Origin of the sequence: Streptomyces sp. NPDC089799, from assembly GCF_040684755.1 — a bacterium.
Lineage (GTDB): Bacteria > Actinomycetota > Actinomycetes > Streptomycetales > Streptomycetaceae > Streptomyces.
Genome location: NZ_JBFBGR010000010.1, coordinates 189,512 through 215,771 on the forward strand (window position 1 = coordinate 189,512; position 26,260 = coordinate 215,771).

At 72.7% G+C, this 26,260-nt stretch carries 19 protein-coding genes, 1 tRNA gene and 1 riboswitch; of the genes, 15 read left to right on the forward strand and 5 right to left on the reverse strand.

Features of this window, described 5'->3' with window-relative positions; all coding sequences use genetic code 11:
- Positions 1–113: 113 nt before the first annotated feature.
- Positions 114–845, reverse strand: coding sequence for a hypothetical protein (locus tag AB0O36_RS13920; protein WP_365108732.1), 732 nt, complete (start codon positions 843–845; stop codon positions 114–116).
- A gap of 142 nt (positions 846–987) precedes the next feature.
- On the opposite strand from AB0O36_RS13920, the gene AB0O36_RS13925 reads away from it, so the two are divergent.
- The 3 genes from AB0O36_RS13925 (at position 988) to AB0O36_RS13935 (ending at position 5,360) form a co-directional block, all read left to right on the forward strand.
- On the forward strand, positions 988–3,132 hold the full coding sequence (locus AB0O36_RS13925; RefSeq protein WP_365108735.1) for an N-6 DNA methylase: 2,145 nt from the start codon (positions 988–990) through the stop codon (positions 3,130–3,132).
- Positions 3,133–3,210: 78 nt separating this feature from the next.
- On the forward strand, positions 3,211–3,855 hold the full coding sequence (locus AB0O36_RS13930) for a hypothetical protein (protein ID WP_365108737.1): 645 nt from the start codon (positions 3,211–3,213) through the stop codon (positions 3,853–3,855).
- A complete protein-coding gene (locus AB0O36_RS13935) occupies positions 3,852–5,360 on the forward strand; it encodes a serine/threonine-protein kinase (RefSeq protein ID WP_365108739.1) in 1,509 nt (502 codons plus the stop codon). The genes AB0O36_RS13930 and AB0O36_RS13935 overlap by 4 nt, the downstream gene beginning before the upstream one ends.
- Before the next feature lie 77 nt (positions 5,361–5,437).
- Here the strand turns inward: AB0O36_RS13935 and AB0O36_RS13940 are convergent, their stop codons facing one another.
- Complete coding sequence (locus AB0O36_RS13940) at positions 5,438–7,933, reverse strand: YfhO family protein (RefSeq protein WP_365108742.1); 2,496 nt, start codon at positions 7,931–7,933, stop codon at positions 5,438–5,440.
- A gap of 182 nt (positions 7,934–8,115) precedes the next feature.
- On the opposite strand from AB0O36_RS13940, the gene AB0O36_RS13945 reads away from it, so the two are divergent.
- Positions 8,116–8,736: a SurA N-terminal domain-containing protein gene (locus AB0O36_RS13945; protein WP_365108745.1), complete on the forward strand. Its 621-nt coding sequence runs from the start codon at positions 8,116–8,118 to the stop codon at positions 8,734–8,736.
- Positions 8,737–8,817: 81 nt separating this feature from the next.
- Entirely contained in the window at positions 8,818–9,822 is a 1,005-nt protein-coding gene (locus AB0O36_RS13950) for a nucleoside triphosphate pyrophosphohydrolase (RefSeq protein ID WP_365108748.1), read from the forward strand.
- Between the two features lie 67 nt (positions 9,823–9,889).
- Here AB0O36_RS13950 and AB0O36_RS13955 read toward each other — a convergent pair whose 3' ends face one another.
- On the reverse strand, positions 9,890–11,092 hold the full coding sequence (locus AB0O36_RS13955) for a globin domain-containing protein (protein ID WP_365108750.1): 1,203 nt from the start codon (positions 11,090–11,092) through the stop codon (positions 9,890–9,892).
- 121 nt (positions 11,093–11,213) lie between these two features.
- Here AB0O36_RS13955 and AB0O36_RS13960 point away from each other — a divergent pair, with 121 nt between their 5' ends.
- The 9 genes from AB0O36_RS13960 (at position 11,214) to AB0O36_RS14000 (ending at position 22,181) form a co-directional block, all read left to right on the forward strand.
- Positions 11,214–12,467: a cytochrome P450 gene (locus AB0O36_RS13960; protein WP_365108752.1), complete on the forward strand. Its 1,254-nt coding sequence runs from the start codon at positions 11,214–11,216 to the stop codon at positions 12,465–12,467.
- A 143-nt stretch (positions 12,468–12,610) separates the two neighbouring features.
- The gene (locus AB0O36_RS13965) at positions 12,611–13,840 is read left to right on the forward strand and encodes a transglycosylase family protein (RefSeq protein WP_365108755.1); all 1,230 of its coding nucleotides are present in this window, start codon (positions 12,611–12,613) and stop codon (positions 13,838–13,840) included.
- A 275-nt stretch (positions 13,841–14,115) separates the two neighbouring features.
- Positions 14,116–14,292: riboswitch (cyclic di-AMP (ydaO/yuaA leader) on the forward strand.
- Positions 14,293–14,295: 3 nt separating this feature from the next.
- A complete protein-coding gene (locus tag AB0O36_RS13970; RefSeq protein WP_365108758.1) occupies positions 14,296–15,033 on the forward strand; it encodes a transglycosylase family protein in 738 nt (245 codons plus the stop codon).
- A gap of 349 nt (positions 15,034–15,382) precedes the next feature.
- Positions 15,383–16,669, forward strand: a complete 1,287-nt coding sequence (eno, locus tag AB0O36_RS13975; protein ID WP_365108760.1) for a phosphopyruvate hydratase — start codon at positions 15,383–15,385, stop codon at positions 16,667–16,669.
- Between the two features lie 152 nt (positions 16,670–16,821).
- Complete coding sequence (locus AB0O36_RS13980) at positions 16,822–17,304, forward strand: septum formation initiator family protein (RefSeq protein WP_365108762.1); 483 nt, start codon at positions 16,822–16,824, stop codon at positions 17,302–17,304.
- Positions 17,305–17,356: 52 nt separating this feature from the next.
- A complete protein-coding gene (locus tag AB0O36_RS13985; RefSeq protein WP_365108765.1) occupies positions 17,357–17,935 on the forward strand; it encodes a DUF501 domain-containing protein in 579 nt (192 codons plus the stop codon).
- Positions 17,932–18,873, forward strand: a complete 942-nt coding sequence (locus tag AB0O36_RS13990) for a Ppx/GppA phosphatase family protein (protein WP_365108768.1) — start codon at positions 17,932–17,934, stop codon at positions 18,871–18,873. The genes AB0O36_RS13985 and AB0O36_RS13990 overlap by 4 nt, the downstream gene beginning before the upstream one ends.
- Positions 18,874–19,263: 390 nt before the next feature.
- Positions 19,264–20,646: an NAD(P)/FAD-dependent oxidoreductase gene (locus AB0O36_RS13995; RefSeq protein WP_365108771.1), complete on the forward strand. Its 1,383-nt coding sequence runs from the start codon at positions 19,264–19,266 to the stop codon at positions 20,644–20,646.
- 164 nt (positions 20,647–20,810) lie between these two features.
- Positions 20,811–22,181: a cyclopropane-fatty-acyl-phospholipid synthase family protein gene (locus AB0O36_RS14000; protein WP_365108774.1), complete on the forward strand. Its 1,371-nt coding sequence runs from the start codon at positions 20,811–20,813 to the stop codon at positions 22,179–22,181.
- A 132-nt stretch (positions 22,182–22,313) separates the two neighbouring features.
- On the opposite strand, the gene AB0O36_RS14005 is transcribed toward AB0O36_RS14000, so the two are convergent.
- Together AB0O36_RS14005 and AB0O36_RS14010 are read right to left on the reverse strand one after the other, a co-directional pair.
- Positions 22,314–24,860 (reverse strand): FtsX-like permease family protein, encoded by a 2,547-nt coding sequence (locus AB0O36_RS14005; protein WP_365108776.1) that lies wholly within the window; start codon positions 24,858–24,860, stop codon positions 22,314–22,316.
- An 81-nt stretch (positions 24,861–24,941) separates the two neighbouring features.
- On the reverse strand, positions 24,942–25,715 hold the full coding sequence (locus AB0O36_RS14010; RefSeq protein WP_365108779.1) for an ABC transporter ATP-binding protein: 774 nt from the start codon (positions 25,713–25,715) through the stop codon (positions 24,942–24,944).
- A 443-nt stretch (positions 25,716–26,158) separates the two neighbouring features.
- Here AB0O36_RS14010 and AB0O36_RS14015 point away from each other — a divergent pair.
- Positions 26,159–26,240 (forward strand) — tRNA-Leu (locus AB0O36_RS14015).
- Positions 26,241–26,260: the final 20 nt, after the last annotated feature.

A 26,260-nucleotide genomic window follows, 5' to 3' on the forward strand; every position in this document is an offset into this window, starting at 1 on the left:
GAGCGGAGCGGCGAGGGGCGAGTGTACGGGGCGGCGCCGACACGGGGTTTCGGGGAGCCGCCCTCCCGCGCCGCTCCCGAAGCCGGCCTCCAGGCCCCGGGCGGGGCGTTGACTCAGCCGCTCTTCTTCCAGTCGCCGCAGCCGGTGGTCTTGAAGTAGGCGTCCTTGGCGGAGACGGTCACCACCGCCGGGCCCGTCGGGTTGTCGTTGGCGGCGATCGAGTCGAGGCCGTGCGCGGCGTCCTTCGCGCGCTCCCAGTAGCAGCCGGCGCTGCCCTCGGCCGGTCCGGCCGACTTGTAGGTGCCGGGCGCGATGTCCACGCCCACCTTGAACATGCCGCCGTCGCCCTTGATCGCGGACTTCGGGCTGCCGGCCGCCTTCTCGTCCACGACCTCCCAGTCCTTGCAGTCCGAGCTCTTGAGGATCTTGGCGGGGGCCTTGACGGTCATGTAACTCGCGCCGGTGACGTTGTCGTTGGCGATGATCGAGTCGGCCTCGCCGGAGGAGTCCTTGGTCAGCTCCCAGTAGCAGCCGGCCGTGCTGCCGTTGCCGGTGGTGCGGTACGTGCCGGGCTTGAGGTCCTTGCCCACCTCGAAGGTCCCGTTGCCCTTGAAGGCCACCGCCTTCTTCGGTTCTTCCTTCTTCTCCGGGGACTTCCCGCCCGTGCCGGCGGTGCCGCCCGTACCCGGGTCGGCGGGCTTGCTGCTCGCGGCCTTGCCCTTGTCCTTGTCCTTGTCGGCCCCGGTGTCCGTGTCGGAACAGGCGCTCAGGGCTACCAGGGCGAGCGCCGTGCCGATACCGGCGAGGGCCGTGCGGGTGAGCCTGGAGGCGTGGGCGTGCGACATGTCTGGCCTTTCGTCGATCCGGTGGTGGGGGGACACGGGTCATCACAACAGAGACTGTGAACCGAGTCAACAAGATTCATTCGTTCCATCGAGTTCACGCTGTGAAGCTGGTTCTCGGGTGTGTACGGGTATCCTCTGCGGCATGCCGGAGAACACCGCAGAGGTCACCGCCGCAGAGGTCACCACCGCCGAGGTCACCGCCGCAGAGATCGCCCGCCTCGCCGGCGTCGGCCGCGCGGCCGTGAGCAACTGGCGGCGCCGCCACCCCGACTTCCCCAAGCCGGTCGGCGGCACCGAGACCAGTCCCTCCTTCGCGCTCCCCGAGGTCGAGGCCTGGCTGCGCGCCCAGGGCAAGCTCGCCGAAGTACCGCTGCGCGAACGCGTCTGGCAGCAGGTCTCCGGCCACCCCGGCGGAGCCGTCGCCGGCCTCGTCGAAGCGGGCTGCGCCCTGCTCCTCGTACGCGATCGGCCGACCGGTTGGCTGGAGGCCGCCGCCGTCTCCGACCCGCGCACGGCCACCCTGCTCCGGCCCCTGCTCGCCGAGGTCCTCACCGCCCGGCTCGGCCCCGGCCACCCCCTGGCGGCACTCGCCGCCGACGGCATCCCCGCCGCCTCGGTCCCGCTGCTGCGCGCCGCCGCCGAGCTCGCCGCCGGACTCGGCGCCCGCAAGGCCTTCGAGTTCCTGCTCGGCCGGCACCTCGACGCCAACCCCCGCCAGTACACGCTCACCCCGCCCGGCCCCGCCGAGCTGATGGCCGCACTGGCCGGCGACGGCGCCCGCACCGTCCTCGACCCGGCCGGGGGCACCGGCACCCTGCTGCGCGCCGTACGCGCCCCCGCAGCCCTCCGCATCCAGGACAGCAGCCCGGACACGGCCGCGCTCGGCGCACTCCGGCTCGCCCTCCACGGCGACGCCGAGGTCCGGGCCGCCGCCGCCGACAGCCTGCGCGCCGACGCCTTCCCGGGGCTCGCGGCCGACGCCGTGCTGTGCCACCCCCCGTTCAACGAGCGCAACTGGGGCCACGACGAACTCGCCTACGACCCCCGCTGGGAGTACGGCTTCCCCGCCCGCACCGAATCCGAGCTCGCCTGGGTGCAGCACGCCCTCGCCCACCTCCGCGAGGGCGGCACCGCCGTCCTCCTGATGCCGCCCGCCGTCGCCGCCCGCCGCTCCGGCCGGCGCATCCGCGCCGACCTGCTCCGGCGCGGCGCCCTGCGCGCCGTCGTCGCGCTGCCCGCCGGAGCCGCACCCCCGTACGGCATCCCGCTCCACCTGTGGGTGCTGCGCCGGCCGGCTCCGCACGGCCCCGCCGCCCCCGGGCTGCTCCTCGTCGACACCGCCTCCCTCGCCGCCGACGGACGGGACAGGTCCGCCTGGCCCGCCGTACACACCGCGGTGCTCGACGCCTGGAGGGCGTACGACCGCACCGGCGGCGCGGCCGAGGACACCCCGGGGCTCAGCCGCGTCGTCCCGGTCATCGAACTCCTCGACGACGACGTCGACCTGACCCCGGCCCGGCACCTCCCGCCGCCCGCCGCGGCCGGCGGGCCCGCCGAGCTGGCCGCCGTACGCGAGCGCCTGGACGAGACCCTCGCCCGGGCCGCCCGCCTCACCCCGCCGCCACCCGCCGCGCCCGCCGGGTCCGCAGCACCCGAACCCTCCGGCGGCGGACCGGTCCCGTCCGTCTCGGCCCCGTCCGCCTCCGCCTCCGCCCCGTCCCGGCCGCCGCTCACCACCATCGGCGAACTCGCCCGGGCCGGCGCCGTACTGCTCCGCACCGGTACCGGCAGCGGCACCGGGGAAGCCCCCGTCCTCACCGAACACGACGTGTCCGCGGGCACCGCCCCCTCCGGCACCCTCGCCGAGGGCCCCGAGCCGCCCGTGCTCACCGAACCCGGCGACGTCGTCGTCCCCGTGGTCGGCGGGACCTCACCCGCCCGGGTCATCGGCCCGGACACCGCCGGTGCCGCCCTCGGCCGGAACCTGCAGCTGCTCCGCCCCGACCCGGACGCCCTCGACCCCTGGTTCCTGGCCGGATTCCTGCGCGGCACCGCCAACAGCCGGCAGGCCAGCAGCCACGCCTCCACCGCCACCCGGCTCGACGTGCGCCGGCTCCAACTGCCCCGGCTGCCGCTGCCCGACCAGCAGGTCTACGGCGAACGCTTCCGCGCCCTCGCCGAGTTCGAGGACGCGCTGCGGCTGGCCGGCCGCCTCGGAGAGCAACTCGTCCAGGGCATGTACGACGGACTCACCGACGGGACCGTCACGGTTGGGTACAACCACTGACCTCCTGCGGGAGTCGGTGTATACGCTCTGACCCGCACGTCCCCATCAGTCTTTTCGCGCCAGTCCCCAGGAGCAGTGATGCACGGCCCCGGCTATCCGCCGCAGCAACGACCCCGACCCGCCGGCGGGTCCGTGGTGACCATGCGCGTGCTGTTCGCGCTGCTGCCCGTGCTGAGCTGCGGCATGCTCGCCTTCGGGACGCTGATCCGGCTCGCGGTCGTCACCCGGCGCCCGCGCGACTGGGCCCTGAGCGTGGCCGACGGCGTGCTCATCGTGGCCTGCCTGGCCCTGGTCGGCGAGGACCCCACCGAGGACGCCAGCACCTGGATGGGCAACACCGGCATGATCACCATCCTGACCATGGCCGTGGTGGTCACCGTGTACTTCCTCTACAGCGACATCAAGCACTGGGAGAACGCGGCGGCCGCGCCGGCCGGCTGGTACCCGCCGGCACCGCCGGTCACCCCGCACTACGGCTACCCGCCGGTGGACCACACCCCGGCGCCCGGCCACACCCAGCCGCCCGGCCGGACCACCGTCCCGATGCCGCACCAGCCGGCCCCGCACCAGCCCGCCCCGCAGCAGGCCCCGCAGCAGACCCCCCAGCCCGCGCCGCAACAGGCCCCCCAGCCCCACCAGCCGCCCCGCATCGGCCAGGTCCGCGCCGAACTCGACGAGCTCAGCGAGCTGCTCCGCAGGCAGCAGGGGGAGCAGGGCCGGTGACCGAACGCGTCATCGCGGACCGCTACCAGCTCGCCACCGTCCTCGGTCAGGGCGGCATGGGCCAGGTGTGGACCGCCTACGACCGCAGGCTCGACCGCCGCGTCGCCGTCAAGCTGCTCCGCCCCGACAAGGTGGCCGGCCCCGGCACCGTCGCCGAGGAGCTGCGCCGCCGCTTCGTCCGCGAATGCCGGGTCACCGCACAGGTCGACCACCCCGGCCTGGTCACCGTGCACGACGCCGGCAGCGACGGCGACGACCTCTACCTGGTGATGCAGTACGTCGAGGGCGCCGACCTCGCCGACCACCTCGCCGAAAACGAGCCCTACCCGTGGCCGTGGGCGGTCTCGGTGGCCGCGCAGCTCTGCGCGGTGCTGTCCGCCGTCCACGCCGTGCCCATCGTCCACCGCGACCTCAAGCCGCGGAACGTGATGGTCCGGCCCGACGGCACCGTCCTCGTCCTCGACCTGGGCGTCGCCTCCGTGATGGACACCGACACCACCCGCCTCACCAACACCGGCACCCCGATCGGCAGCCCCGCCTACATGGCCCCCGAACAGGCCATGGGCGGCGCCGTAGGCCCGTACACCGACCTGTACGCCCTCGGCGTGCTGATGTACGAACTCCTCAGCGGCAGCGTCCCGTTCGCCGGATCCACCGCCCTCGGCGTACTCCACCGCCACCTGTACGAGCCGCCGCTCCCGGTCCGCCAGGTCCGCCCGGAGATCCCGCACCAGCTGGAAGCACTGCTGCTGCACCTGCTCGCGAAGGACCCGCAGGACCGCCCCGGCTCCGCCCAGGAGGTCTACGAGGCCCTCGTCCCGCTGCTGCCCACCGCCGGCAGCCAGGTCCCGTCCGGGCCGATGGACCCGACCCGGCCGTTCCTGAAGCCGCAGGCACCCTGGCCGGACCGGGCCGCCGCCCCCGTCGTGCCGCCCCGCCCGGCCGCCCCGCCGCGCCCCGACATCGCCTCCTCCGTGGACGAGGTCAAGCGCCTCCTCGACCAGGGCCGGCTCACCCAGGCCGTGGACATCCTGGGCTCCCTGCTGCCGGCGGCCGCCGCCGAGCACGGGGAGGGGTCCCCGGTCGTCCGCTCCCTGCGCAAGCAGTACGCCGCCACGCTGATGGACGACGGCCAGTACCGGCGGGCCCTGCCCGAGCTGCGCCGGCTCGCCGACGAACTCCCGGCCGGCGACCCGCAGTCCCTCCGCTTCCGCTACGACGCGGCCCAGTGCCTGGACCAGCTCGGCGAACCGGCCGCGGCCCTGGCGGAATACCGCTCGCTGCTGCCGCAGTTCGAGAACCACTACGCCAACCCGGACCCGGAGCTCGCCCTGGAGGTCCGCCGCCGGATCGGACACCTGCTGCTCTCCCTCGGCGACCGCCAGGCGGCCCACGAGATGCTGGCCCGGCTCCTCTACGACGCCGAACGCCTCCACGGCCCGGGCCACCCGCTCCCCGCGGAGGTCCGCCGCACCCTGGCCTGGCTGGGCCAGGTCCGCGGCTGAGACCGGGCTATGCCCCGGCAGGGCCGGTGCCCGCCCACCGGGCGGACACCGCCACCGGTCGGCGCCCCGGCCGGCCCCTACCCGGCGATCCGGGCGTCCCGGCCGGTCCCGGCCGAGGAGCTGTCCGCACGCTGACCGCCCGGCCCGCCGGATCCCTCGACACCGCCCGGCCCGCCGGATGCCTCAACTCCGCCCGGGCCGCCCGGCCCTCCGCGCCGGGCGGACCGGGCCGAGGCCCGTGCGGGAAGGAAGGTGAGCAGGGCCGTGCCCGCCAGCCCGACCCCGCCCAGGCCCAGCCCCGCCAGCAGCCCCGGCGGGCGGAAGGTGCAGGTCACCGTCGTGGTGCGGCCGTCCAGCGGGACCGCGACCAGCCCCAGGTGGCTCTCCGCCGACCGCCCGTTGCACGTCCAGCCCGGAATCCGGGTCGCCGCCACCACCGCCGTGCCCGTCGACCCGGCCGGCAGCTCCGCGCGGACCCCGCGCGACCCGACCCGCACCGAGACCGCCGCCGTGTCCCGCAGCGCCGACACCGCAGCGTCCAGACGGCTCCGGTCCAGGCACTCCAGCGTCCAGTCGAGCGGCTCCTTCCCGAGGAACCTCAGCTTCGAGGACGCGCCGTGCGACACCCCCATCGGCTGCATCGCGGCCCGGTTCTTCGGCGCGTTCCCGCGCAGCCCGAAGGGCTGCCCGTCCGCCAGCCGCACCCTGCCGTCGTACGCGGGCGCCCACAGGAACGCCTCCGTACCCGGCGCGCACACCCCCGGGGCCACCGGCTGCTCGTACACCCGGGCCCCCAGCAGCAGTTCCTGGTTGCGGAACGGTGAGTCGCCGTACGCCGGCGCGGCCGCCGCCGGCGGGCGGACCGTGACCATCGGCAGGGTGTCCCGGCGCAGCACCGAACCGTCGGGCTGCAGCCTGGCGCCCACCGCGAACAGGGCGTCCGTCACCGGGTTGTCGATGCTCTGCACGTTCCGGCCGCGCGAGGTCCAGCCCGCGCCCAGCGCCGCCATCGTCCGCGTGTACACGTCCGGGGTGTGGCTGCTGTAGTACGAACCGCCCTCGCCGCCCAGCAGCATCGGGTCATTGCCGGTCAGGGCCGGCCGGCCCGGGTCCGTGCGGTACGCGGGCCAGCCGTCGGCGGCGGCCAGCGCGCGGGCCCGCGCGCCGTGCTCCCGCCCCCAGGACGGGTAGTCGTCCAGCAGGGCCAGCTTCTCGTGGTGCCCCCACGCCGTGGTCGCCGCCGCCTGCCCGGCCAGCACCAGCACGAGCAGCCCGGCCGCCGGGACCGCCAACCGGTGCCGGTGCAGCAGCCACCAGGCGAGCCAGGCCACCGCCAGCCCGCCCAGGAACAGGGCGTACGACCAGGTGGTCGGCAAGGTGCTGCCGGCCGCCGCCAGCGCCGCCGCGCCCGTCACCGCCGCGCCGCCGGCCAGCGCCCGCGGCCCCGGCCGGCCCGCCGCCAGCCCCGTCCACGCGGCGATCACCAGCACCCCCGCCAGCACGAACGTCTGCCGGTAGGGGCTGCCGTTCGGGGTGGCGAACACGTGCCACGCCAGATGGGTCGGCTTCCACTGGAAGGAGAGGAGCACCGCGAGCACCAGCCCGGTCCACCACAGCCGGGTCCGGACCGGAACCGCCCGGTGGAACGGCAGCGCCGCCGCCAGCAGCAGCGTGCCCGTCCCCACGAACACCGCGGGGGAGGAGAAGCTGTACGTGGCCGGCAGCAGCCGCGCGGACAGGTCCGTCCACCCCGCCGGCTCGAACTCCTTCACCAGCCCCGGAAAGGCGTGCTTCGACCCGAGGAACACCGGGACGAGCACCGGCCCGGCCAGCGCGATGCCCAGCAGGGTGGCGCCCGCCGCCCGCAGCACCACCCGCACCCGGTCCCGTACGTCCTCCCGTTCCAGGACCACGCGCACCAGCAGCACCAGCGCCGCCCCGAGCGTCGCCATGTACGCGGTATAGAAGTTCGCCGCCCAGCACACCGCGACGACCACCGGGGCGAGCCCCGCCCGGCGCCGCCGCAGCGCCCACTCACCGGTCAGGCAGAGCAGCGGGAAGGCGATCAACCCGTCCAGCCACATCGTGTTGTAGGAGGCCTCGATCACCGACCAGCCGCACAGCGCGTACGAGGCGCCCAGCACCGCGGCACCCCACCACGGGCCCGGCCGCATCGTCCGCAGCAGGCCCGCCATCACCGCCGCGGCCGCCGCGATCTTCAGCACGGTGATCACATAGACCGCCAGGTCGATGTCCTCGCGCGGGAAGAGGCCCACCAGCACCGCGAACGGGCTCGTCAGATACGTGCCCAGGTCGGGCAGGAAACTCGTCCCGTAGCCCGACTGCCAGTTGAGCAGCAGCCCGCCGGCGGCCTCGCCGTGCAGCAGGTCCCACAACCGGGCGTGGAACGGCACGAACTGGTTGCCGAGGTCATTGATGCTGCGGTGCCGGTGGCCGTACGGGAAGATCCGTGCGGCCGCGTCGCCGGCGCACACCGCCAGCGCGGCGATCAGCGCCGCGAGCGCCGATCCGTACAGGCCGGGACGGCGCGGTGCGTTGTGCGGTGTCGACATGGTGGGGTGACCTTGGCAGTGTCGGAAGACAGTTGGATGGCCGACGGGTGAACACGCACCCCAACAGCACGGGAATCGTTGGTCGAACCGGTGGCCCGTACCAACCTGAGCTCATACCATCGATCATCGCAAGGCCCTTGTGCACCGAAGCACAATCTAACGGCCCGGCCCTGGAGGCTCCTTTGCACCGTCGCACTGCGCTCTCCGTCTCCGCCGCCCTGCTCCTCGCGGCACCGCTGCTCTCCGCCTGCTCCGGTGAGGCACGCCCCGGCACGGCGGCCGTCGTCGGCGGCGAGCGGATCACGACCTCCGCCCTCCAGGCCCAGGTGAAGGACGTGCGCGCGGCCCAGCGGCGCACCGACAACCCGGCCCAGCAGATCGCCGCCTCCTCCCACCTGGAGCGGATCAAACTCAGCAGGATGGTCCAGCTGCGGATCCTGGAGCGGGCCGCGGACGGGGCCGGGGTCACGGTGACCACCAAGGAGATCGGGGAGGTCGCCAAGCGGCAGCTGGCGCAGGCCGGCGGCGACCCGGCGCAGATGGAGAAGCTGCTGCTGGCCCAGCGCACCCCGCTGGCCCCCGACCAGGCCGACGACGAGATCCGCTTCCAGCTCCTCTACGGCAAGCTCGTCGAACACGACGGCGAGCAGAAGGCCATGGCCCGTCTCGCCGAGGCCGCCCGGCAGCTGCACATCGAGATCAACCCGCGCTACGGCGCCTGGGACGCCAAGCAGATCACCCTCGGCGAGGGCCGCACCCCCTGGATCACGCAGAAGACCCGTACCGAGGAACCCCAGGCCTGACCCGGCCTGCGGAACCCCGGGCCCGACCCCGCCTGCGGACCCCGGGCCCGACCCGGCCGGCCGCCGGGGTAGTTTCGAGGTGTGACCGACCACGACGCCCTCTCCGCACACCCCGACCGGCCCGCCGACGGGGACACCGGCCGGATCGTCCTGCTGACCACCAGCCACCGGGTCGCACCCGGCCTGCTGTCCTGGCCGGCGTGGCAGACCCTGCGCTCCGCCGACCGGGTCCTGTGCACCGACCCCGGGCACCCGCAGCTGCCCTACCTGCGGGAGGCCGGGATCCCGGTGGAGCAGGAGAACCCCGACGCCGCCGGCCTGGTCGCCGAGTGCGCCGGCGGCCGGACGGTCGTGGTGCTGCCCACCGGCGAGGGCGACCGGCACCTCACCGACGGCCTGGCCCGGATGGCCGGCTCCGGCCGCTTCGCCATGCCCGGCCTGGAACTGCTCCCCGGCTCCTACGACCTGCCCGGCGCCCGGCTGCTCGACCTGGTCCAGGTCATGGACCGGGTCCGCCGGGAATGCCCGTGGACCTCGCGCAAGACCCATGAGGGTCTGGCCAAGTACGCCATCGAGGAGGCGTACGAACTGGTCGAGGCCATCGAGACCGGGGACCGCGGCGAACTCCTGGAGGAGCTCGGCGACGTACTGCTCCAGGTCGTCTTCCACGCCCGGATCGCGGAGGAGAGCGAGGAGGACCCGTTCTCCATCGACGACGTCGCCGGCGCGCTGGTCGCCAAGCTCGTCCACCGGCACCCGCACGTCTTCGGCGACGCCGAGGCCGAAACCCCCGAGGACGTCCACGAGCACTGGCAGCGGACCAAGGCGGAGGAGAAGCAGCGGGAGTCGGTGACCGACGGCGTCCCGCTGGGCCAGCCCGGCCTGGCGCTCGCCGCGAAGCTCGCCGGCCGGGCGCGCGCCGGCGGCATCGACGTCGCACTGCCGCGGGGCGAGGGCATCGGGTACGAGCTGCTGGCGCTCGCCGCCCGGGCGGAGGCCGAAGGCGTGGAGCCGGAAACCGCGCTGCGCGCGGCGGCCCGCGCCTACCGGGACGCGATCCGCGCCGCGGAGGGCGTCGGCGCCTGAGGCCTGCCCGGCGAATCACGGGCCGGGGCCGGCCCCGGCCCCGGCCGTGATCCGGGCGCGGGGCGCCTCAGCCCCGGCGCGGGGCGCGGCCCGAGGGGTTGTGCCAGTGGAGGTCCGGAGGGTTGAGGAACCACTCGCCGAAGCCGACCGGGCGCGAGCGCCCCGCGCCGCCGGCCGGCACCGCGTCGTGGAAGATCCGCCCGGGCGGGGCACCCAGCTCCTCCAGCAGCAGGGCGGTCCGCTCGATGAACAGCGGCGGCCCGCTCAGGTACACGTCGTGGTCGGGCCACAGCCCCCGGGTGGAGAGCGCGGTCGCCAGCCGGTCGGTGGCCTGGTTGCGGTGCCGGCCCGGAGCGGGGGTGATGTAGGTGACGCTCAGCCAGCCGAAGGCCTCCGCGAACTCCTCCATCAGCGGGCGGTCGTACAGGTGCGCCTGGTCGCGGGCGACGGCGAAGAGCCGCACGTCCTGATCGGGAGGGCGCTCGGCGAGCTCCTCCAGCATGGCCCGCACCGGCGCCCAGCCGGTCCCGGCGACGATCATGCTGATCGGGCGGCCGTCCCGGCGCAGGACCATCCGCCCGCCGGGCGCGCCCAGCCGCAGCGTCTCCCCCGGCCGCACCTCGCGCACCAGGGCGGGACTCAGCCGGCCCTGCTCGATCCGGCTGATGTGCAGGTCGACGGTGTGGTCGGCGCGGGGCGCGTTGCCCAGGGAGTACGTCCGCCAGGTCCTCGGCACGCGGTCGCTGCCGACGCTGACGTACTGGCCCGGCCGGTAGGGCAGCGGTTGCCGGGGCCGCAGGGTCAGCACCCCTATGTCCTCTCCGTACTGGAGGTGGCGCACGATCTCCGCGTCCCACCACGGAGGGTCCCCGCCCTCCGCCGCGCCGGCCGTCATCGTGTCGGCGATCAGCTGGTACGCCTCGCCCCAGGCCTTCTCCACCACCGGCGTCCAGGCCGCGCCGGACGCCTCCGCGAGCGCGGCGAGCAGGCTGGCGCCGACGGCGGCGTAGTGTTCCGGGCGGATCAGGAACTTCCGGTGGTCCCGGCCGAGTTCCCTCAGATAGGGGATGACGGTGTCCTCGTCCAGGTGGGCGATGACGTGGGTCAGTGAGGCGAACAGCCGGTCCCGCTGGCGCTCCATGTCCTCGGCGGAGGGCGGGAACAGCTCGCGGATCGCGGGGTTGTGCCAGAAGAGGTGCGAGTAGAAGAACTTGACCGCGTGTTCGGCCCGTCTCTCCACCACCGCGAAGCTTTCTCTCAAGATCCTCACATCCACAGAACCGAAAGTAGGAACAGCGGGCGCGGCAAGGTCAAGCTCCGTCCGATCTGCGGACAGCCGCGACGAACCCCTCATAACGGATGGGGTGCCGGACGCGGGATACGGTCGGACCGTGCACGATGACCCGCCCACGCTGTTCGACTGGCAGTTCGCGACCGACCCCTACCCCTCCTACGCCTGGCTGCGGGAGCACTCCCCGGTGCACCGCACCACGCTGCCCAGCGGGGTCGAGGCATGGCTGGTGACCCGGTACGCCGACGCCCGCCAGGCCCTGGCCGACCAGCGGCTCAGCAAGAACCCGGTGCACCACGCGGAACCGGCGCACGCCAAGGGCAAGACCGGGATCCCGGGGGAGCGCAAGGCGGAGCTGATGACCCACCTGCTCAACATCGACCCGCCGGACCACACCCGGCTGCGCCGGCTGGTGTCGAAGGCGTTCACCCCGCGCCGGGTCGCCGAGTTCACCCCCCGGGTGCAGGAGCTCACCGACCACCTCATCGACAGGATCCTCGAAAAGCCGGCGGTCGCGGGGCGGGGGGAGGCGGACCTCATCCACGAGTTCGCCTTCCCGCTCCCCATCTACGCCATCTGCGAGATGCTCGGCGTACCGCGCGAGGACCAGGACGACTTCCGCGACTGGGCCGGAATGATGATCCGCCACGGCGGCGGTCCCCGGGGCGGGGTCGCCCGGTCCGTGAAGAAGATGCGGAACTACCTGGTCGAACTCATCCATCGCAAAAGGGATGATCCGGGCGATGATCTGATCTCGGGTCTGATCCGGGCGAGCGACCACGGCGAGCACCTGACCGAGAACGAAGCCGCCGCCATGGCCTTCATTCTCCTCTTCGCCGGCTTCGAGACCACGGTCAACCTCATCGGCAACGGGGTCCACTCCCTCTTCATGAACCCGGACCAGCGGACCCGCCTCCAGGCATCCCTCGCCGCGGGTGAGACGGACCTGCTGGCCACCGGGGTCGAGGAGCTCCTCCGCTACGACGGCCCGGTCGAGCTGGCCACCTGGCGGTTCGCCACCCGCCCGCTGGTGCTCGGCGGCCAGGACATCGCCGCCGGCGATCCCGTCCTGGTGGTGCTCGCCGCCGCCGACCGGGACCCCGACCGGTTCGCCGACCCGGACACCCTGGACCTCTCCCGGGCCGACAATCAGCACCTCGGATACGGGCACGGGATCCACTACTGCCTGGGCGCGCCGCTGGCCCGGCTGGAGGGGCAGACGGCGCTGGCGAGTTTGCTGACGCGGATTCCGGATCTGGAGCTCGCGGTGGACCCTGCCGAGCTGCGCTGGCGCGGCGGGCTGATCATGCGTGGCCTGCGCACCCTTCCGGTTCGCTTCACTCCCCGTAATTAACTGACCCGAGGTCAACCCGTTTCCTGACATGCCATCAGCAATGTGACCTTCGCGTGATCTGCGCTGCATCGACTTGTGACAGACGTTCGGGGAGCGCTAGGTTCCACGTCACCTCCCCGCCGTCACGCGAAAGGTCCACCCTCATGCGTTCCGGGAACGGCCGTCACCGTAGGCCCCGCCAGGCTCCCGCCTTCGTCGTAGCCGCCGGAGTCACCGGCTCCGCGCTCGCGCTGCCGCTGCTCGCCGCCACCAGTGCCTCCGCCGCCGACACAGGCACCTGGGACCGGGTGGCCGACTGCGAGAGCGGCGGCAGCTGGAGCGCGAACCCCGGCGGAGGCGCGTACGGCGGACTCCAGTTCACCCAGGACCAGTGGGAGCGCGCCGGCGGTCTCGACTACGCCCAGCGCGCCGACCTGGCCAGCCGCTCCCAGCAGATATCCATCGCGGAGCGGGTGCTGGCCGCCGAGGGGCCGCAGGCATTCGGGGCCTGCGCCGAGCAGGCCGGGCTGGACCGGAACGCGCCGGCCGCCCAGGTGGACCCGGGTCAGACCCGGGCCGAGCGGCAGGCCGAGGCCAAGGCGCAGGCGGAGCAGAACCGCTACGAGGCGAGCGGGCAGGACGAGCCCGCCGTGACCCCGGGAGGGGTGTTCATGCCCGGCGTTCCGGCCATGCCGGCGCCGATGCCCCCGACCGTGGAGCCCACCGCCCCGGCGGCCACGCTGCCGCCCGGTCAGCAGCCGGACCCGACCGCTCCGACCACGCCGCCGTTCACGGGCAACCCGACGGCACCGCCGATCACGCCCACCGCGCCGACGACTCCGGTCACTCCCGGCACTCCTGACGGTTCGGTCACTCCCGGCAATCCGAACACTCCGGGCACTCCGGGTACTCCCGGCAATCCGAACACTCCGGCCGTCCCGACCACCCCCGGTACGCCGACCACCCCGGCGGACCCGTCGGGCCCCGCGACCCCGGGCGCCACTCCCGGCGCCACGCCCGGCGCCCAGGGCACCGTGAACGCCTCCAACGCCTCCAACGCCTCCACCACGACCGCGGACCCGTCGGCGACCCCGTCCGCCGATCCGTCAGCCGCCGCCGCGCAGAACGGCGGAACCGCGCAGACCGACCCCGAGGCGGGCACCGGACGCCACCGGGGGACCCCCGCGGTCGAGACTCCCGCCCCCTCGGGCACGTCCGCCCCGCAGTCCGGCGGCAGCTACACGGTCAAGGCCGGCGACAGCCTGACGAGCATCGCGGACGCCAAGGGCGTGAAGGGCGGCGCAAAGGCGCTCTACCAGGCCAACGAGCAGGTCATCGGCACCGACGCGGACCTCATCAAGCCGGGTCAGAAACTGGATGTAACCGCAAAATAGGGCCAGTTCGGGCGACCGGAAAGGGATCAATGTCCGTTTCGTTCGAATGAGACATGCGTCTCTTCCCGTCAACTGGCGTGTCCTACCTGTGACCTTCCGCGAAGTGGCCCCTCACCTGCGCAAACACCCCTCCGGGGGGCGCAAGTAGGGGCCGTTTCCGGCTCGGAACCCCGATTGAACATCCGGGCGGGACCTGTCTACCTTCTGAATCGCTCGCCACCGCGGGCCCCTTCGACCGCATCGCCGAGTCCTGCCGGCGGGCGGAGGGAACAGTCGTCGCGCAAGCGCCGAAGGCAGGAGCGGGGGAACCACAGGTTTTCCGCCGGGACGCGACCGTTCTGACCGATGGTCACCGACCGGCTAGGGGTAAAGCCACGCGCTAGGACGCGAGGCCGGGCAACTCATCCGCCCGAACCCGACAGCTCACCTCGCAGGCGTCGGTGAGGAGAAGTTCCATGCTGCTTTCCGGCAAGGGCAAGCACCGTCGCGCCTCGAAGGCCACCCGCATCGTCACGCTCGCCGGTGTCACCGGTGCCGCGATCGCCGCCCCGCTGATGGCCGCGGGCACCGCGAACGCCGCCACCGGCTCCCAGTGGGACGCCGTCGCCAAGTGCGAGTCCGGCGGCAACTGGTCGATCAACACCGGCAACGGCTACTACGGCGGCCTGCAGTTCTCCGCCTCCACCTGGGCGGCGTTCGGCGGCAAGAGCTACGCCTCGCAGGCCAACCAGGCCAGCAAGTCGCAGCAGATAGCCGTGGCCGAGAAGGTCCTCAAGAGCCAGGGCAAGGGCGCCTGGCCGCACTGCGGCAAGGGCCTGACCAACTCCGCCTACAACGGCGGCGGTTCCTCCGGCGGCGGCTCGAACGGCTCCTCCACCAAGGCCAAGCCGGAGACCCGCAAGGCGCAGCCGAAGAAGGAGACGAAGCGCACCGAGACCGTCACCCGGTCCGAGCGCTCGACGACCCCGGCCCCGACCCGTCCCGCCGCCAAGCCGGCCACGCCGGCCACCCCGGCCCCGGCCGCGCCGAAGACCGGCAACGGCTCCTACGAGGTCCAGACCGGCGACACCCTCGGCGCGATCGCCGACACCCAGCACGTGCAGGGTGGCTGGGAGAAGCTGTACGACCTCAACAAGGACATCGTCTCGGACGCCGACCTGATCTTCCCGGGTCAGAAGCTGAAGCTTTCCTGACGTCTGCTCGAATCCTTCCCGCCGCCTTCCCGGCGGCAGGACACCCGCCCGGCGCGTCCCCGACGCGCCGGGCGGTCGTGTGAGTGCGGACCTCCCCGGGGCCGCTCCGGACCGCCCCGGAGCCGCCCCGATCCCGCCCCGGACCCGCCCCGGACCCGCCCCGGATCCAACCGCGGAAGACCCCCGTCGGGGCCGTATGTCCGGGTAGGCAGGTATTCGGGCCCTTTTTCGTCCCAGGACCCGGGCGGTCGACCGGCCGAACCCCGGCTCCGGTTAGGCTCTAGTCCGGCAGGGGTCGTGCCACGGCCCCCGATGCCGCCGCACACCTAGCGTCACATCCCAGAAGGAGATGCTCGTGCCGTCCATCGACGTCGTCGTAGCCCGGGAAATCCTGGACTCCCGAGGCAACCCCACGGTCGAGGTCGAGGTTGGCCTCGACGACGGCAGCACCGGCCGTGCTGCAGTCCCCTCGGGTGCCTCCACCGGTGCCTTCGAGGCCATTGAGCTCCGTGACGGGGACCCCAACCGCTACCAGGGCAAGGGCGTCGAGAAGGCCGTCCTCGCCGTCATCGAGCAGATCGGCCCGGAGCTGGTCGGCTACGACGCCACCGAGCAGCGGCTGATCGACCAGGCCATGTTCGACCTGGACGCCACCGACAACAAGGGCTCCCTGGGCGCCAACGCCATCCTCGGCGTCTCCCTGGCCGTGGCGCACGCCGCGTCCGAGGCCTCCGACCTGCCCCTGTTCCGCTACCTCGGCGGCCCGAACGCGCACCTGCTGCCCGTTCCGATGATGAACATCCTCAACGGCGGGTCGCACGCCGACTCCAACGTGGACATCCAGGAGTTCATGATCGCGCCGATCGGCGCGGAGTCCTTCTCCGAGGCCCTGCGCTGGGGCACCGAGGTCTACCACACCCTCAAGTCCGTGCTGAAGGGCAAGGGCCTGTCCACCGGCCTCGGCGACGAGGGCGGCTTCGCCCCGAACCTCGGCTCCAACCGCGAGGCCCTGGACCTCATCCTCGAGGCCATCAAGCAGGCCGGCTACGTCCCGGGCAAGGACATCGCGCTCGCGCTCGACGTCGCCGCGTCCGAGTTCTACAAGGACGGCAAGTACAACTTCGAGGGCCAGGCCCGCTCGGCCGCCGAGATGACCGAGTACTACGAGGAGCTCGTCTCCGCGTACCCGCTCGTCTCCATCGAGGACCCGCTGTTCGAGGACGACTGGGCCGGCTGGAAGGTCATCACCGAGAAGCTCGGCGCCAAGGTCCAGCTCGTCGGTGACGACCTGTTCGTCACCAACCCGGAGCGCCTGGCCCGCGGCATCGAGGAGGGCACCGCCAACGCCCTGCTCGTGAAGGTGAACCAGATCGGTTCGCTGACCGAGACCCTGGACGCCGTCGAGCTCGCCCAGCGCAGCGGCTTCAAGTGCATGATGTCCCACCGCTCCGGCGAGACCGAGGACGTCACCATCGCCGACCTCGCCGTCGCCACCAACTGCGGCCAGATCAAGACCGGCGCCCCGGCCCGCTCCGAGCGCGTCGCCAAGTACAACCAGCTGCTGCGCATCGAGGAGATCCTCGACGACGCCGCCGTGTACGCGGGCCGCAGCGCCTTCCCGCGCTTCAAGGGCTGAGCCTTCAAGGGCCGGGCCTTCAAGGGCTGTGCCTTCCGGGGCTGACAGTCGCATGGCCTCCGGGGGCTGACAGTCCCTGAGCCTCCCTACGTCCCCGCACTCGGTCCCGTACCGTGTGCGGGGACGTACTGCGTAATAAGGGGAGGCGCGACATGGCCGGGAACCGGGACCGGTTCTCCACCGCGACCAGGCTCAAGCAGCTCGGCGAGCGCACCGCAGCCCACGTCTACCGCTCGCAGTCGCGCCGTCAGGTCCGCCGCAGCCGGCTCACCGGCCGCGCCGCCCTGCTGGTCCTCGTCCTCTGTACGCTGGTCGTCGCCCTCGCGTACCCGATGCGCCAGTACGTCTCCCAGCGCTCGGAGATCTCCGAGCAGCAGCGGACCGCCGACGAGGCGCGCCAGCGCCTCGAGGAGCTCCGGGACGAGAAGGCCCGCTGGCAGGACCCGGCCTATGTGAAGCAGCAGGCGCGCAAGCACCTGCACTTCGTCCAGCCGGGGGAGATCGGGTACACGATGGCCGACCCGGACGCCGAGGACGAGGAGCGGCGCCGCACCGAGCACGGCGCGGCCGACCGCCCCTGGTACTCGAACGTCTGGGACGGCGTGGACAAGGCCGACCGCCCCGACGCCGGCTGAAGCACGACACCGACCGACCCGACCGACCGCGAACGAAGAGATTCCCTCAGGCATGCAGACGCCCCCGCCCCAGACCGACCGGACCGAGCCGACCGCCGCCGACATCGAGGCGTTCCAGCAGCAGCTCGGCCGACCGCCGCGCGGGCTCCGTGCCATCGCGCACCGCTGCCCGTGCGGTCAGCCGGACGTGGTGGAGACGGCCCCCCGTCTCCCCGACGGCACCCCCTTCCCCACGCTGTACTACCTGACCTGCCCGCGCGCCGCCTCCGCGATCGGCACGCTGGAGGCCAACGGCGTGATGAAGGAGATGCAGGCCCGGCTCGCCGAGGACCCGGAGCTGGCCGCGGCCTACCGGGCCGCGCACGAGGACTACATCGAGCGCCGGGACGCCATCGAGGTGCTCCAGGGCTTCCCGAGCGCCGGCGGCATGCCGGACCGGGTCAAGTGCCTGCACGTGCTGGTCGGCCACTCGCTGGCGGCCGGCCCGGGCGTGAACCCGTTCGGTGACGAGGCCCTGGCCATGCTGCCCGAGTGGTGGGCCAAGGGCCCCTGCGTCACCCCGTGCGGGGAGAAGCAGGCAGAGCAGGAAGAGCAGGAAGCGCAGGCAGAGGCCACGGGGGAGCAGGCATGACGCGGGTCGCCGGTATCGACTGCGGTACCAATTCCATCCGCCTGCTGGTCGCCGACTGCGACCGGGCCACCGGTGAGCTGGTCGAGCTCGACCGCCGGATGACCATCGTCCGGCTGGGCCAGGGCGTGGACCGGACCGGTCGGCTGGCCCCGGAGGCCCTGGAGCGGACCTTCGCGGCCTGCCGCGAGTACGCGGCCGTGATCAAGGAGCTGGGGGCCGAGCGGATCCGCTTCGTGGCCACCTCGGCCTCCCGGGACGCCGAGAACCGGGACGAGTTCGTCCAGGGCGTCAAGGAGATCCTGGGCGTGGAGCCCGAGGTGATCTCCGGCGAGCAGGAAGCGGAGTTCTCCTTCACCGGCGCCACCAGGGAACTGGCCGGCACCGAGCACCTCGACCAGCCCTTCCTGGTCGTGGACATCGGCGGCGGCTCGACCGAGTTCGTGGTCGGCGAGGAGCACGTCCGGGCCGCGCGCTCGGTCGACGTGGGCTGCGTACGGATGACCGAGCGGCACCTGGTCGTGGACGAGCAGATCACCGACCCGCCCACCGAGGAGCAGGTCGCGGCCATGCGGGCGGACATCGAGGCCGCCCTGGACCTGGCCGCGGAGACGGTGCCGCTGTCCGAGGCCCGCACCCTGGTCGGCCTGGCCGGCTCGGTGACCACGGTCGCCGGGATCGCGCAGGAGCTGCCGGAGTACGACTCGGCGCGGATCCACCACTCCCGGGTCTCCATCGAGCAGGTCCGCGAGATCACCGGGCGGATGCTCACCTCGACGCACGCCGAGCGCGCCGCGATCGGGGTCATGCACCCGGGCCGGGTGGACGTGATCGGCGCCGGTTCGCTGGTCCTGCTGGCGATCATGGAGCGCATCGGTGCCCATGAGGTCGTGGTGTCGGAGCACGACATCCTCGATGGAATCGCCTGGTCGGTCGCCTGAATCACCTTGAAATGGACGGTGGGCGGGACTTTCGGCCCGCCCGCCGGAGAAACTTCGTGAAGTTCTTCACAAGGAAAAAGGGCCTGATGGGCCCCCGGAGGGGCACTTGAGGGCCCCGAGGGGCCCCTCAGGCCCTTTTCGGACCCCGTTCGTACGAACGACGGACGCCACCGGATCCGCGTCAGAGGTACCCACCAAGGCCAGTGGTCCACTCCACTTTCGGCCTTAGAGGCCAGTTCAGGCCTGGTGTCCAACGACTCCCGTTACACCTTGGTTCCCGTTGTGCACCATGACCTGGGTCACGTGGGCCGCGCAGTGTAGCAGAGGGTCCACCTCTTCTTGTGAAGGGGCTCACGAGCGTCCCCCTACCGGGTGCTGGATACTCGTTCCATGAGCACCACGGAGCGTCCCAGGATCCTCGTAGTAGGCGGTGGGTACGTAGGCCTGTACGCGGCGAAGCGCATCATGAAGAAGATGCGCTACGGCGAGGCGACTGTGACCGTCGTCGACCCGCGGTCGTACATGACCTACCAGCCCTTCCTCCCCGAAGTGGCCGCAGGCAGCATCTCGCCGCGGCACGTCGTCGTCCCGCTGCGACGCGTGCTGCCCAAGGCCGAGGTTCTGACCGGGCGGGTCACCACCATCGACCAGGACCGCAAGGTCGCCGTCGTCACGCCGCTCGTCGGCGAGGCGTACGAGCTGCCCTTCGACTACCTGGTGATCGCGCTCGGCGCCATCTCCCGCACCTTCCCGATCCCCGGCCTCGCCGAGCAGGGCATCGGCATGAAGGGCGTCGAAGAGGGCATCGGCCTGCGCAACCACGTCCTCGAGCAGCTCGACAAGGCCGAGTCCACGACGGACGAGAACGTCCGCCGCAGGGCCCTCACCTTCGTCTTCGTCGGCGGCGGCTTCGCCGGTGCCGAGACGATCGGCGAGGTCGAGGACATGGCCCGCGACGCGGCCAAGTACTACACCACGATCAAGCGCGAGGACATGCGCTTCATCCTGGTCGACGCGGCCGACAAGATCCTCCCCGAGGTCGGGCCCAAGCTCGGCACCTGGGGCAAGGAGCACCTGGAGTCCCGCGGCATCGAGATCTACCTCGGCACCTCGATGGACTCCTGCGTCGACGGCCACGTCGTGCTGAAGAACGGCCTTGAGGTCGACTCCAACACCATCGTGTGGACCGCCGGCGTCAAGCCGAACCCGGCGCTGGCCCGCTACGGCCTGCCGCTCGGCCCCCGCGGCCACGTGGACACCGCCGCCACCCTCCAGGTGCAGGGCACCGACTACATCTGGGCCGCGGGCGACAACGCCCAGGTCCCGGACGTCGCCGCCCGCAAGGCCGGCGTCGAGAACGCCTGGTGCCCGCCGAACGCCCAGCACGCGCTGCGCCAGGCCAAGGTCCTCGGCGACAACGTGGTCTCCGGCATGCGGGGCTTCCCGCAGAAGGAGTACGCCCACTCCAACAAGGGTGCGGTGGCCGGCCTCGGCCTCCACAAGGGCGTCGCGATGATCGTCATGGGCAAGATGAAGATCAAGCTCAAGGGCCGGCTCGCCTGGTACATGCACCGTGGCTACCACGGCATGGCCATGCCGACCTGGAACCGCAAGATCCGCGTCTTCGCCGACTGGACCCTCGGCATGTTCCTCAAGCGCGAGGTCGTCTCCCTCGGTGCGCTGGAGACCCCGCGCGAGGAGTTCTACGAGGCCGCCAAGCCGGCCCCGGCTCCGGCCGCCTCGGCTCCGGCCGAGAAGGCCAAGGCGTCCTGACGCCCCGGGCCTGACCGTTCCACCCCGCAAGGGGCCGCCTGCCATCCGTGGTGCGGGCGGCCCCTTCGGCGTATCCCGGACGGGTCCTGGCGGCGTATCCCGGCCGCCGAGCGGCGTACGCCCGCCTCCCGTTGGGTAGACCGACTGACCGGAGGTGTGCGCCCATGAACGACGCCGCGCCGCGGTTGGCCGCTCTCGCCGAGGTCCTGCTGGGATACCCGCCGCCCGTGCGCATCCGGGCCTGGGACGGCTCCGAGGCGGGCCCGCCCGGACCCCCGGTGCTCGTCGTCCGGCACCGGCGCGCGCTGCGCCGGATCCTGTGGCGCCCGGGCGAACTGGGCCTGGCCCGGGCCTGGGTGGCGGGCGACCTGGAGGTCGACGGCGACCTGTTCGACCTGCTGGACCGGCTCGCCGGACTGTTGTGGGAGCGGGACCCGGCCGCCGCCCGCCCGGCCCGCCCCGGCCACCGCCCGGAGCCCGCCGCAGCGGCCCGGCTGCGACAGCGGGCCGAGCGGGGCCGGGCCGCGCTGCGGACCGCGGCCGACCCCGCCGCCCGCGCCGCCCTCCGGGAGCTGTTCGCGCTCGCGGGCCCGCTGCCCCCGCCCCAGCCCCCGCCCGAGGAGTCCGGCCGGCGGCGCTCAGGGGCGGCCCACAGCCACCACCGGGACCGGCAGGCCATCAGCCACCACTACGACGTCGGCAACGCGTTCTACGAACTGGTGCTCGGCCCCTCCATGGTCTACAGCTGCGCCTACTGGCAGCCCGGCGGCACCCTGGAGCAGGCCCAGCACGACAAGCTCGACCTGGTCTGCCGCAAGCTCGCCCTGTCCGAGGGCGACCGGCTGCTCGACGTCGGCTGCGGCTGGGGCTCCATGGCGCTGCACGCGGCCCGCCGGTACGGGGCCAGGGTCACCGGGATCACCCTCTCCCGAGAGCAGGCGGCGTACGCCCGCAAACGGGTCGCCGAGGAGGGCCTGGCGGACCGGGTGGAGATCCGGGTCCAGGACTACCGCGACGTCAGGGAGCAGCCCTACGACGCGATTTCGTCCATCGGCATGGCCGAACACGTCGGCACGGTCCGCTACCGCCAGTACGCCGACACCCTGTTCGCCCTGCTGCGCCCCGGCGGCCGGCTGCTGAACCACCAGATCGCGCGCCGCCCCGAGCCCGACGAATCCGGCTACCGGCTCGACGAGTTCATCGACGCCTACGTCTTCCCGGACGGCGAGCTCGCACCGCTCGGCACCACCGTCGGCGAACTGGAACGCGCCGGGTTCGAGGTCCGCGACGTGCAGTCGCTGCGCGAGCACTACGGCCTGACCCTGCGCGCCTGGGTGGCCCGGCTCCGGAACGACTGGCCGGAGGCCGTCCGCCTCACCTCCCCGGGCCGGGCCCGGGTCTGGCTGCTCTACATGGCGGCCTGCGCCCTCGCCTTCGAGCACGGGCGCCTCGGCGTCAACCAGGTCCTGGCCGTGCGCACCGGGGACTCGGGCGACTCCGGCCTCCCGCACCGGCCGCGGGTCTGGCAGGAGTAGCACCCGCCACCGGGACGGCGGAGCAGACGCGGAGAGACGGAGAGAGGGAAGGACGGAAAGGGCCCCGCGACCGGTGGTCGCGGGGCCCTCGCTCGGCGGGACGGCGGGATCGGGGCCGGGTGGCCCCGGCCGCTATTCCGTCTTGATGGCGGTCAGCATGTTCAGCCGGGCCGCGCTGCGCGCCGGCCACATGGCCGCGAGCACGCCCACCAGGGCCGCCAGCAGCAGGAAGATCCCGATCCGGTCCCACGGCAGCACCAGCGAGTAGTGCGGGATGGACTTGGCGATGGTGGTGCCGCCCGCCCAGGCGAGGAAGACACCGCAGACCACGCCGAGCGCGGCACCGAACAGGGAGATGACCACCGACTCCAGGCGGATCATGTTCTTGACCCGGCCGCGGTCCAGGCCGACCGCCCGCAGCATGCCGATCTCCTGGGTCCGCTCGAAGACGGACATCGCCAGGGTGTTGACCACGCCGAGCACCGAGATGATCAGGGCCATGCCCAGCAGGCCGTACATGATGTTCAGAGCGGTGTTGATCATTCCGCCCATCTCGTTGCGCATGTCCTGCTGCGTCATCACGTTGACCGCCGGGTTGTTGCCCAGCGCGTCGAGGACGGCCTTCTCGGAAGCCCCGGACTCGCCGCCCTTGGTGTTCACGTACACCTCGGGGATGTACGGGGTGTCCGCGTGGGCCTGGGCGATCCGGTCGTCGATGACGTACGGGGAGAGCAGGCCCTCCAGGTCCTCGTAGACCGCGCCGACCTTGAGCCGGCCCTTCTTGCCGTCCTCGAAGGTGACGTCCAGGACGGAGCCGACGTTCAGCTTCTGGCTCTTGGCGGTCTTCTGCGCGACCGCGACCTCGCCGCGGCCCAGGCTCGCCAGGGAGCCGCTGGTCACCTCGACGTTGAGCAGGTCGCCGATGGTGGCGGGGTTGACGCCTGAGGTGGCGCGGTACTGCTCGCCGACCTTCAGGGCGGTCGCGGTCTGCGGGGAGACGGCGGTGATGCCCGGGGCCTTGGCCAGCGTCTCGGCCACCGACTTGTCCAGGCTGCCCCCGCCCATGGCCATGGTGACCTTGTAGTCGGCCTTGAGCTTGTCGGTGCTCATCCGGTCGACGGCCTTGCCGACGGTGATGCCGATGACCGACATGGCGGTGACCAGGGTCAGGCCGATGGCGAGCGAGGCGGCGGTGACGGCGGTACGGCGCGGATTGCGGACGGCGTTCTGCGCGGCCAGCTTGCCGGGGACGCCGAAGACCTTCTCCAGCACCGGGCGGATCACGGCGATCACCGGCCGGGCGAGCAGCGGGAGGAGCACGATCAGACCGAGCATCAGCAGGAACCCGCCGGCGGCCACGGTGTACTTGCCGTCCGCGCCCTGGCCGACGCCGAGCAGGACGGTGCCGACGCCCAGCAAGCCGAGCACGGAGCCGAAGACGTTGCGCAGCACCAGCGACTTGGCGGTGGCCGGCAGGTGGGCGCTGCCCATGGCGGCGACCGGGGGGATCCGGCCGGTGCGCCAGGCCGGGATCAGGGCGGCGACGGTGGTGACCACGACGCCGATCAGCACGCCGGTGACGATGGTGCCGGGGGCGACGACCAGGTCGCCGGCCGGGATCTTGGCGCCGAAGGAGTTCATCGCGGAGCGCATGGCGACCGCGAGGCCGACACCGCCGACCAGGCCGACGGCCGCGGAGATGACGCCGACCAGGCCGGCCTCGGCCAGCACGGACCGCATCACCTGGCCGCGCTTGGCGCCGACGGCGCGCAGCAGGGCCAGTTCCTTGGTGCGCTGGGCGACCAGCATGGTGAAGGTGTTGTAGATCAGGAAGACGCCGACGAAGAGCGAGATGCCGGCGAAGATCAGCAGCATGGTGCTGAAGGTGCCCATCTCGCGCTCGATGATCTTCGCCTGCTCGTCGGCGAGCGCGGCGCCGGTCTTGGCCTCGGCGTTCTCGCCGATCAGCGGCCGGATCGCGGAGAGCAGCGCGTCGGCGGAGGCGCCGGGCTTCGCGGCGACCGTCAGGTCGCTGTAGTAGCCGGGCTTGAGGTAGAGCTGCTGGGCCTGCGCGGTGGTGAACAGCACCAGGCTGCCGCCCGCGTTGACCTGGCCGTCGTCGGTGGTGAAGACACCGCTGAGGGTGTACTCCTTCACCGGGCCGTTGGTGGCGACCCGGACCTTGTCCCCGACCTCGTACGCGCCCTTGCGCGCGGTCTCCCGGTCGAGGGCGATCTGGTCGGCGCGGGACGGGCCGGTGCCCTCGGCGAAGGCGTACTGCGGGTCCTTGCCGTCCTTGACCGGGGTGTAGTTGGAGCCGCGGTTGGCCCAGCCGGAGCCGATCAGCTTGCCGTTCTCGTCGCCGACGCCGGCGAAGCCGGAGACCCGGCCGGCCACGGTGGCGACGCCGTCGAGGGACTTGACCTTGTCGAGGGTGCGCTGGCCGATGCCGGGCTCGCCCTCCTTGGAGCCGTCCTCGTTGCGGGTCTGGCCGTAGGAGGTGACGGCGACGGCGACGCCTTCGTAGCTCTTGGCGGACTGCCCGGAGAGGGCCTTGCCGACGGTGTCGCTGAAGACGAGGGTGCCGGAGACGAAGGCCACGCCGAGGGTGACGGCGAGCACCGTCATCAGCAGTCTGGCCTTGTGCGCCAGGATGTTGCGCAGGGCGGTACGGAACATGGTGGGGAATCCAGGAAGTTCAGGGGTGGGCGGCTGGGGCGGCGGTGGCGGGGGACCGGTCGGTCGCGGGGGAGCGCCCGGTCAGCTGGTGCGGCCCTTGGCGTCGAAGTCCTTCATCCGGTCGAGCACCTGGTCGGGGCTCGGGCTGTGCATCTCGTCGACGATCCGGCCGTCCGCCAGGAAGATCACGCGGTCGGCGTAGGAGGCGGCCACCGGGTCGTGGGTGACCATCACGACGGTCTGGCCGAGCTCGCGCACCGAGTTGCGCAGGAAGCCCAGGACCTCCGCGCCGGACCGGGAGTCCAGGTTTCCGGTGGGCTCGTCACCGAAGATGATCTCGGGGCGGGCGGCCAGGGCGCGGGCCACGGCCACGCGCTGCTGCTGGCCGCCGGAGAGCTGGGTGGGCCGGTGCGAGAGGCGCCCGGACAGGCCGACCATCTCGATGACCGTGTCCAGCCACTGGCGGTCGGGCTTGCGGCCGGCGATGTCCATGGGGAGCGTGATGTTCTCCAGGGCGGTCAGGGTCGGCAGCAGGTTGAACGCCTGGAAGATGAAGCCGATCTTGTCCCGGCGGAGCTGGGTGAGCTGCTTGTCCTTGAGCGCGCCGAGCTCGGTGTCGCCGATCCGGACCGAGCCGGAGGAGAAGGTGTCCAGGCCCGCCACGCAGTGCATCAGCGTGGACTTGCCGGAGCCCGAGGGGCCCATGATCGCGGTGAACTGCCCCTGGTGGAAGTCGACGGAGACGTTGTCCAGGGCGACCACCCGGGTCTCGCCCTGGCCGTAGACCTTGGAGAGGCCGGTGGCGCGGGCGGCCACGGCCTGGGCGGTGCGCGGGGCGTGGTTCATGGTGGTCACTTCGGGGGCTCCTGTCGGGGCGGGGGAGGCGTGCTGCGGGACCTTTCCATCGTCCCGGCGGAGGCCGCGCCCGGGATCAGCCGCCGAGCCCGTTCCCGGGGCGACCGCAGTCTGACGGCGGGGGGCGGGCGTACGACTCTGGTATGACGCCCGTCCCGGGGAGGCCCCGAGGGGGGCGGTCGGCGGCGGGGGTGGTCCGGGGGGTGGCCCGGGGTGGCCCGGGGTGGCGTACGACCCGGCGGCAACGGCGTCGAAATCCCGTCATTTACGAATCGGGGCCGATCGCCTCGCACACGGGGCCGACCCTGGCGTTCTGTTACCTGACGGTCACTCAGTCGCCAATAAAATCAGACAACATCGGAAAGAAGTCCGTCGGGCGCGAGCGGTGTTCCGGTTAGGCTCACCATTGCGTTCACGGCTTTTGCGTCACAGCCGTACGCCTGGCCCGGATGGTGGAATGCAGACACGGCGAGCTTAAACCTCGCTGGCCTTCGGGCCGTGCCGGTTCGAGTCCGGCTCCGGGCACTCGCAGGTCGCCCCCGTCA

Excerpts from the sequence above, each read along its gene's own strand:
- AB0O36_RS13920 (WP_365108732.1), bottom strand. The coding sequence starts at position 845 with ATGTCGCACGCCCACGCCTCCAGGCTCACCCGCACGGCCCTCGCCGGT.
- AB0O36_RS13925 (WP_365108735.1), top strand. The coding sequence starts at position 988 with ATGCCGGAGAACACCGCAGAGGTCACCGCCGCAGAGGTCACCACCGCC.
- AB0O36_RS13930 (WP_365108737.1), top strand. The coding sequence starts at position 3,211 with ATGCACGGCCCCGGCTATCCGCCGCAGCAACGACCCCGACCCGCCGGC.
- AB0O36_RS13940 (WP_365108742.1), bottom strand. The coding sequence starts at position 7,933 with ATGTCGACACCGCACAACGCACCGCGCCGTCCCGGCCTGTACGGATCG.
- AB0O36_RS13965 (WP_365108755.1), top strand. The coding sequence starts at position 12,611 with ATGCGTTCCGGGAACGGCCGTCACCGTAGGCCCCGCCAGGCTCCCGCC.
- AB0O36_RS13970 (WP_365108758.1), top strand. The coding sequence starts at position 14,296 with ATGCTGCTTTCCGGCAAGGGCAAGCACCGTCGCGCCTCGAAGGCCACC.
- eno (WP_365108760.1), top strand. The coding sequence starts at position 15,383 with ATGCTCGTGCCGTCCATCGACGTCGTCGTAGCCCGGGAAATCCTGGAC.
- AB0O36_RS13980 (WP_365108762.1), top strand. The coding sequence starts at position 16,822 with ATGGCCGGGAACCGGGACCGGTTCTCCACCGCGACCAGGCTCAAGCAG.
- AB0O36_RS13985 (WP_365108765.1), top strand. The coding sequence starts at position 17,357 with ATGCAGACGCCCCCGCCCCAGACCGACCGGACCGAGCCGACCGCCGCC.
- AB0O36_RS13990 (WP_365108768.1), top strand. The coding sequence starts at position 17,932 with ATGACGCGGGTCGCCGGTATCGACTGCGGTACCAATTCCATCCGCCTG.
- AB0O36_RS13995 (WP_365108771.1), top strand. The coding sequence starts at position 19,264 with ATGAGCACCACGGAGCGTCCCAGGATCCTCGTAGTAGGCGGTGGGTAC.
- AB0O36_RS14000 (WP_365108774.1), top strand. The coding sequence starts at position 20,811 with ATGAACGACGCCGCGCCGCGGTTGGCCGCTCTCGCCGAGGTCCTGCTG.
- AB0O36_RS14005 (WP_365108776.1), bottom strand. The coding sequence starts at position 24,860 with ATGTTCCGTACCGCCCTGCGCAACATCCTGGCGCACAAGGCCAGACTG.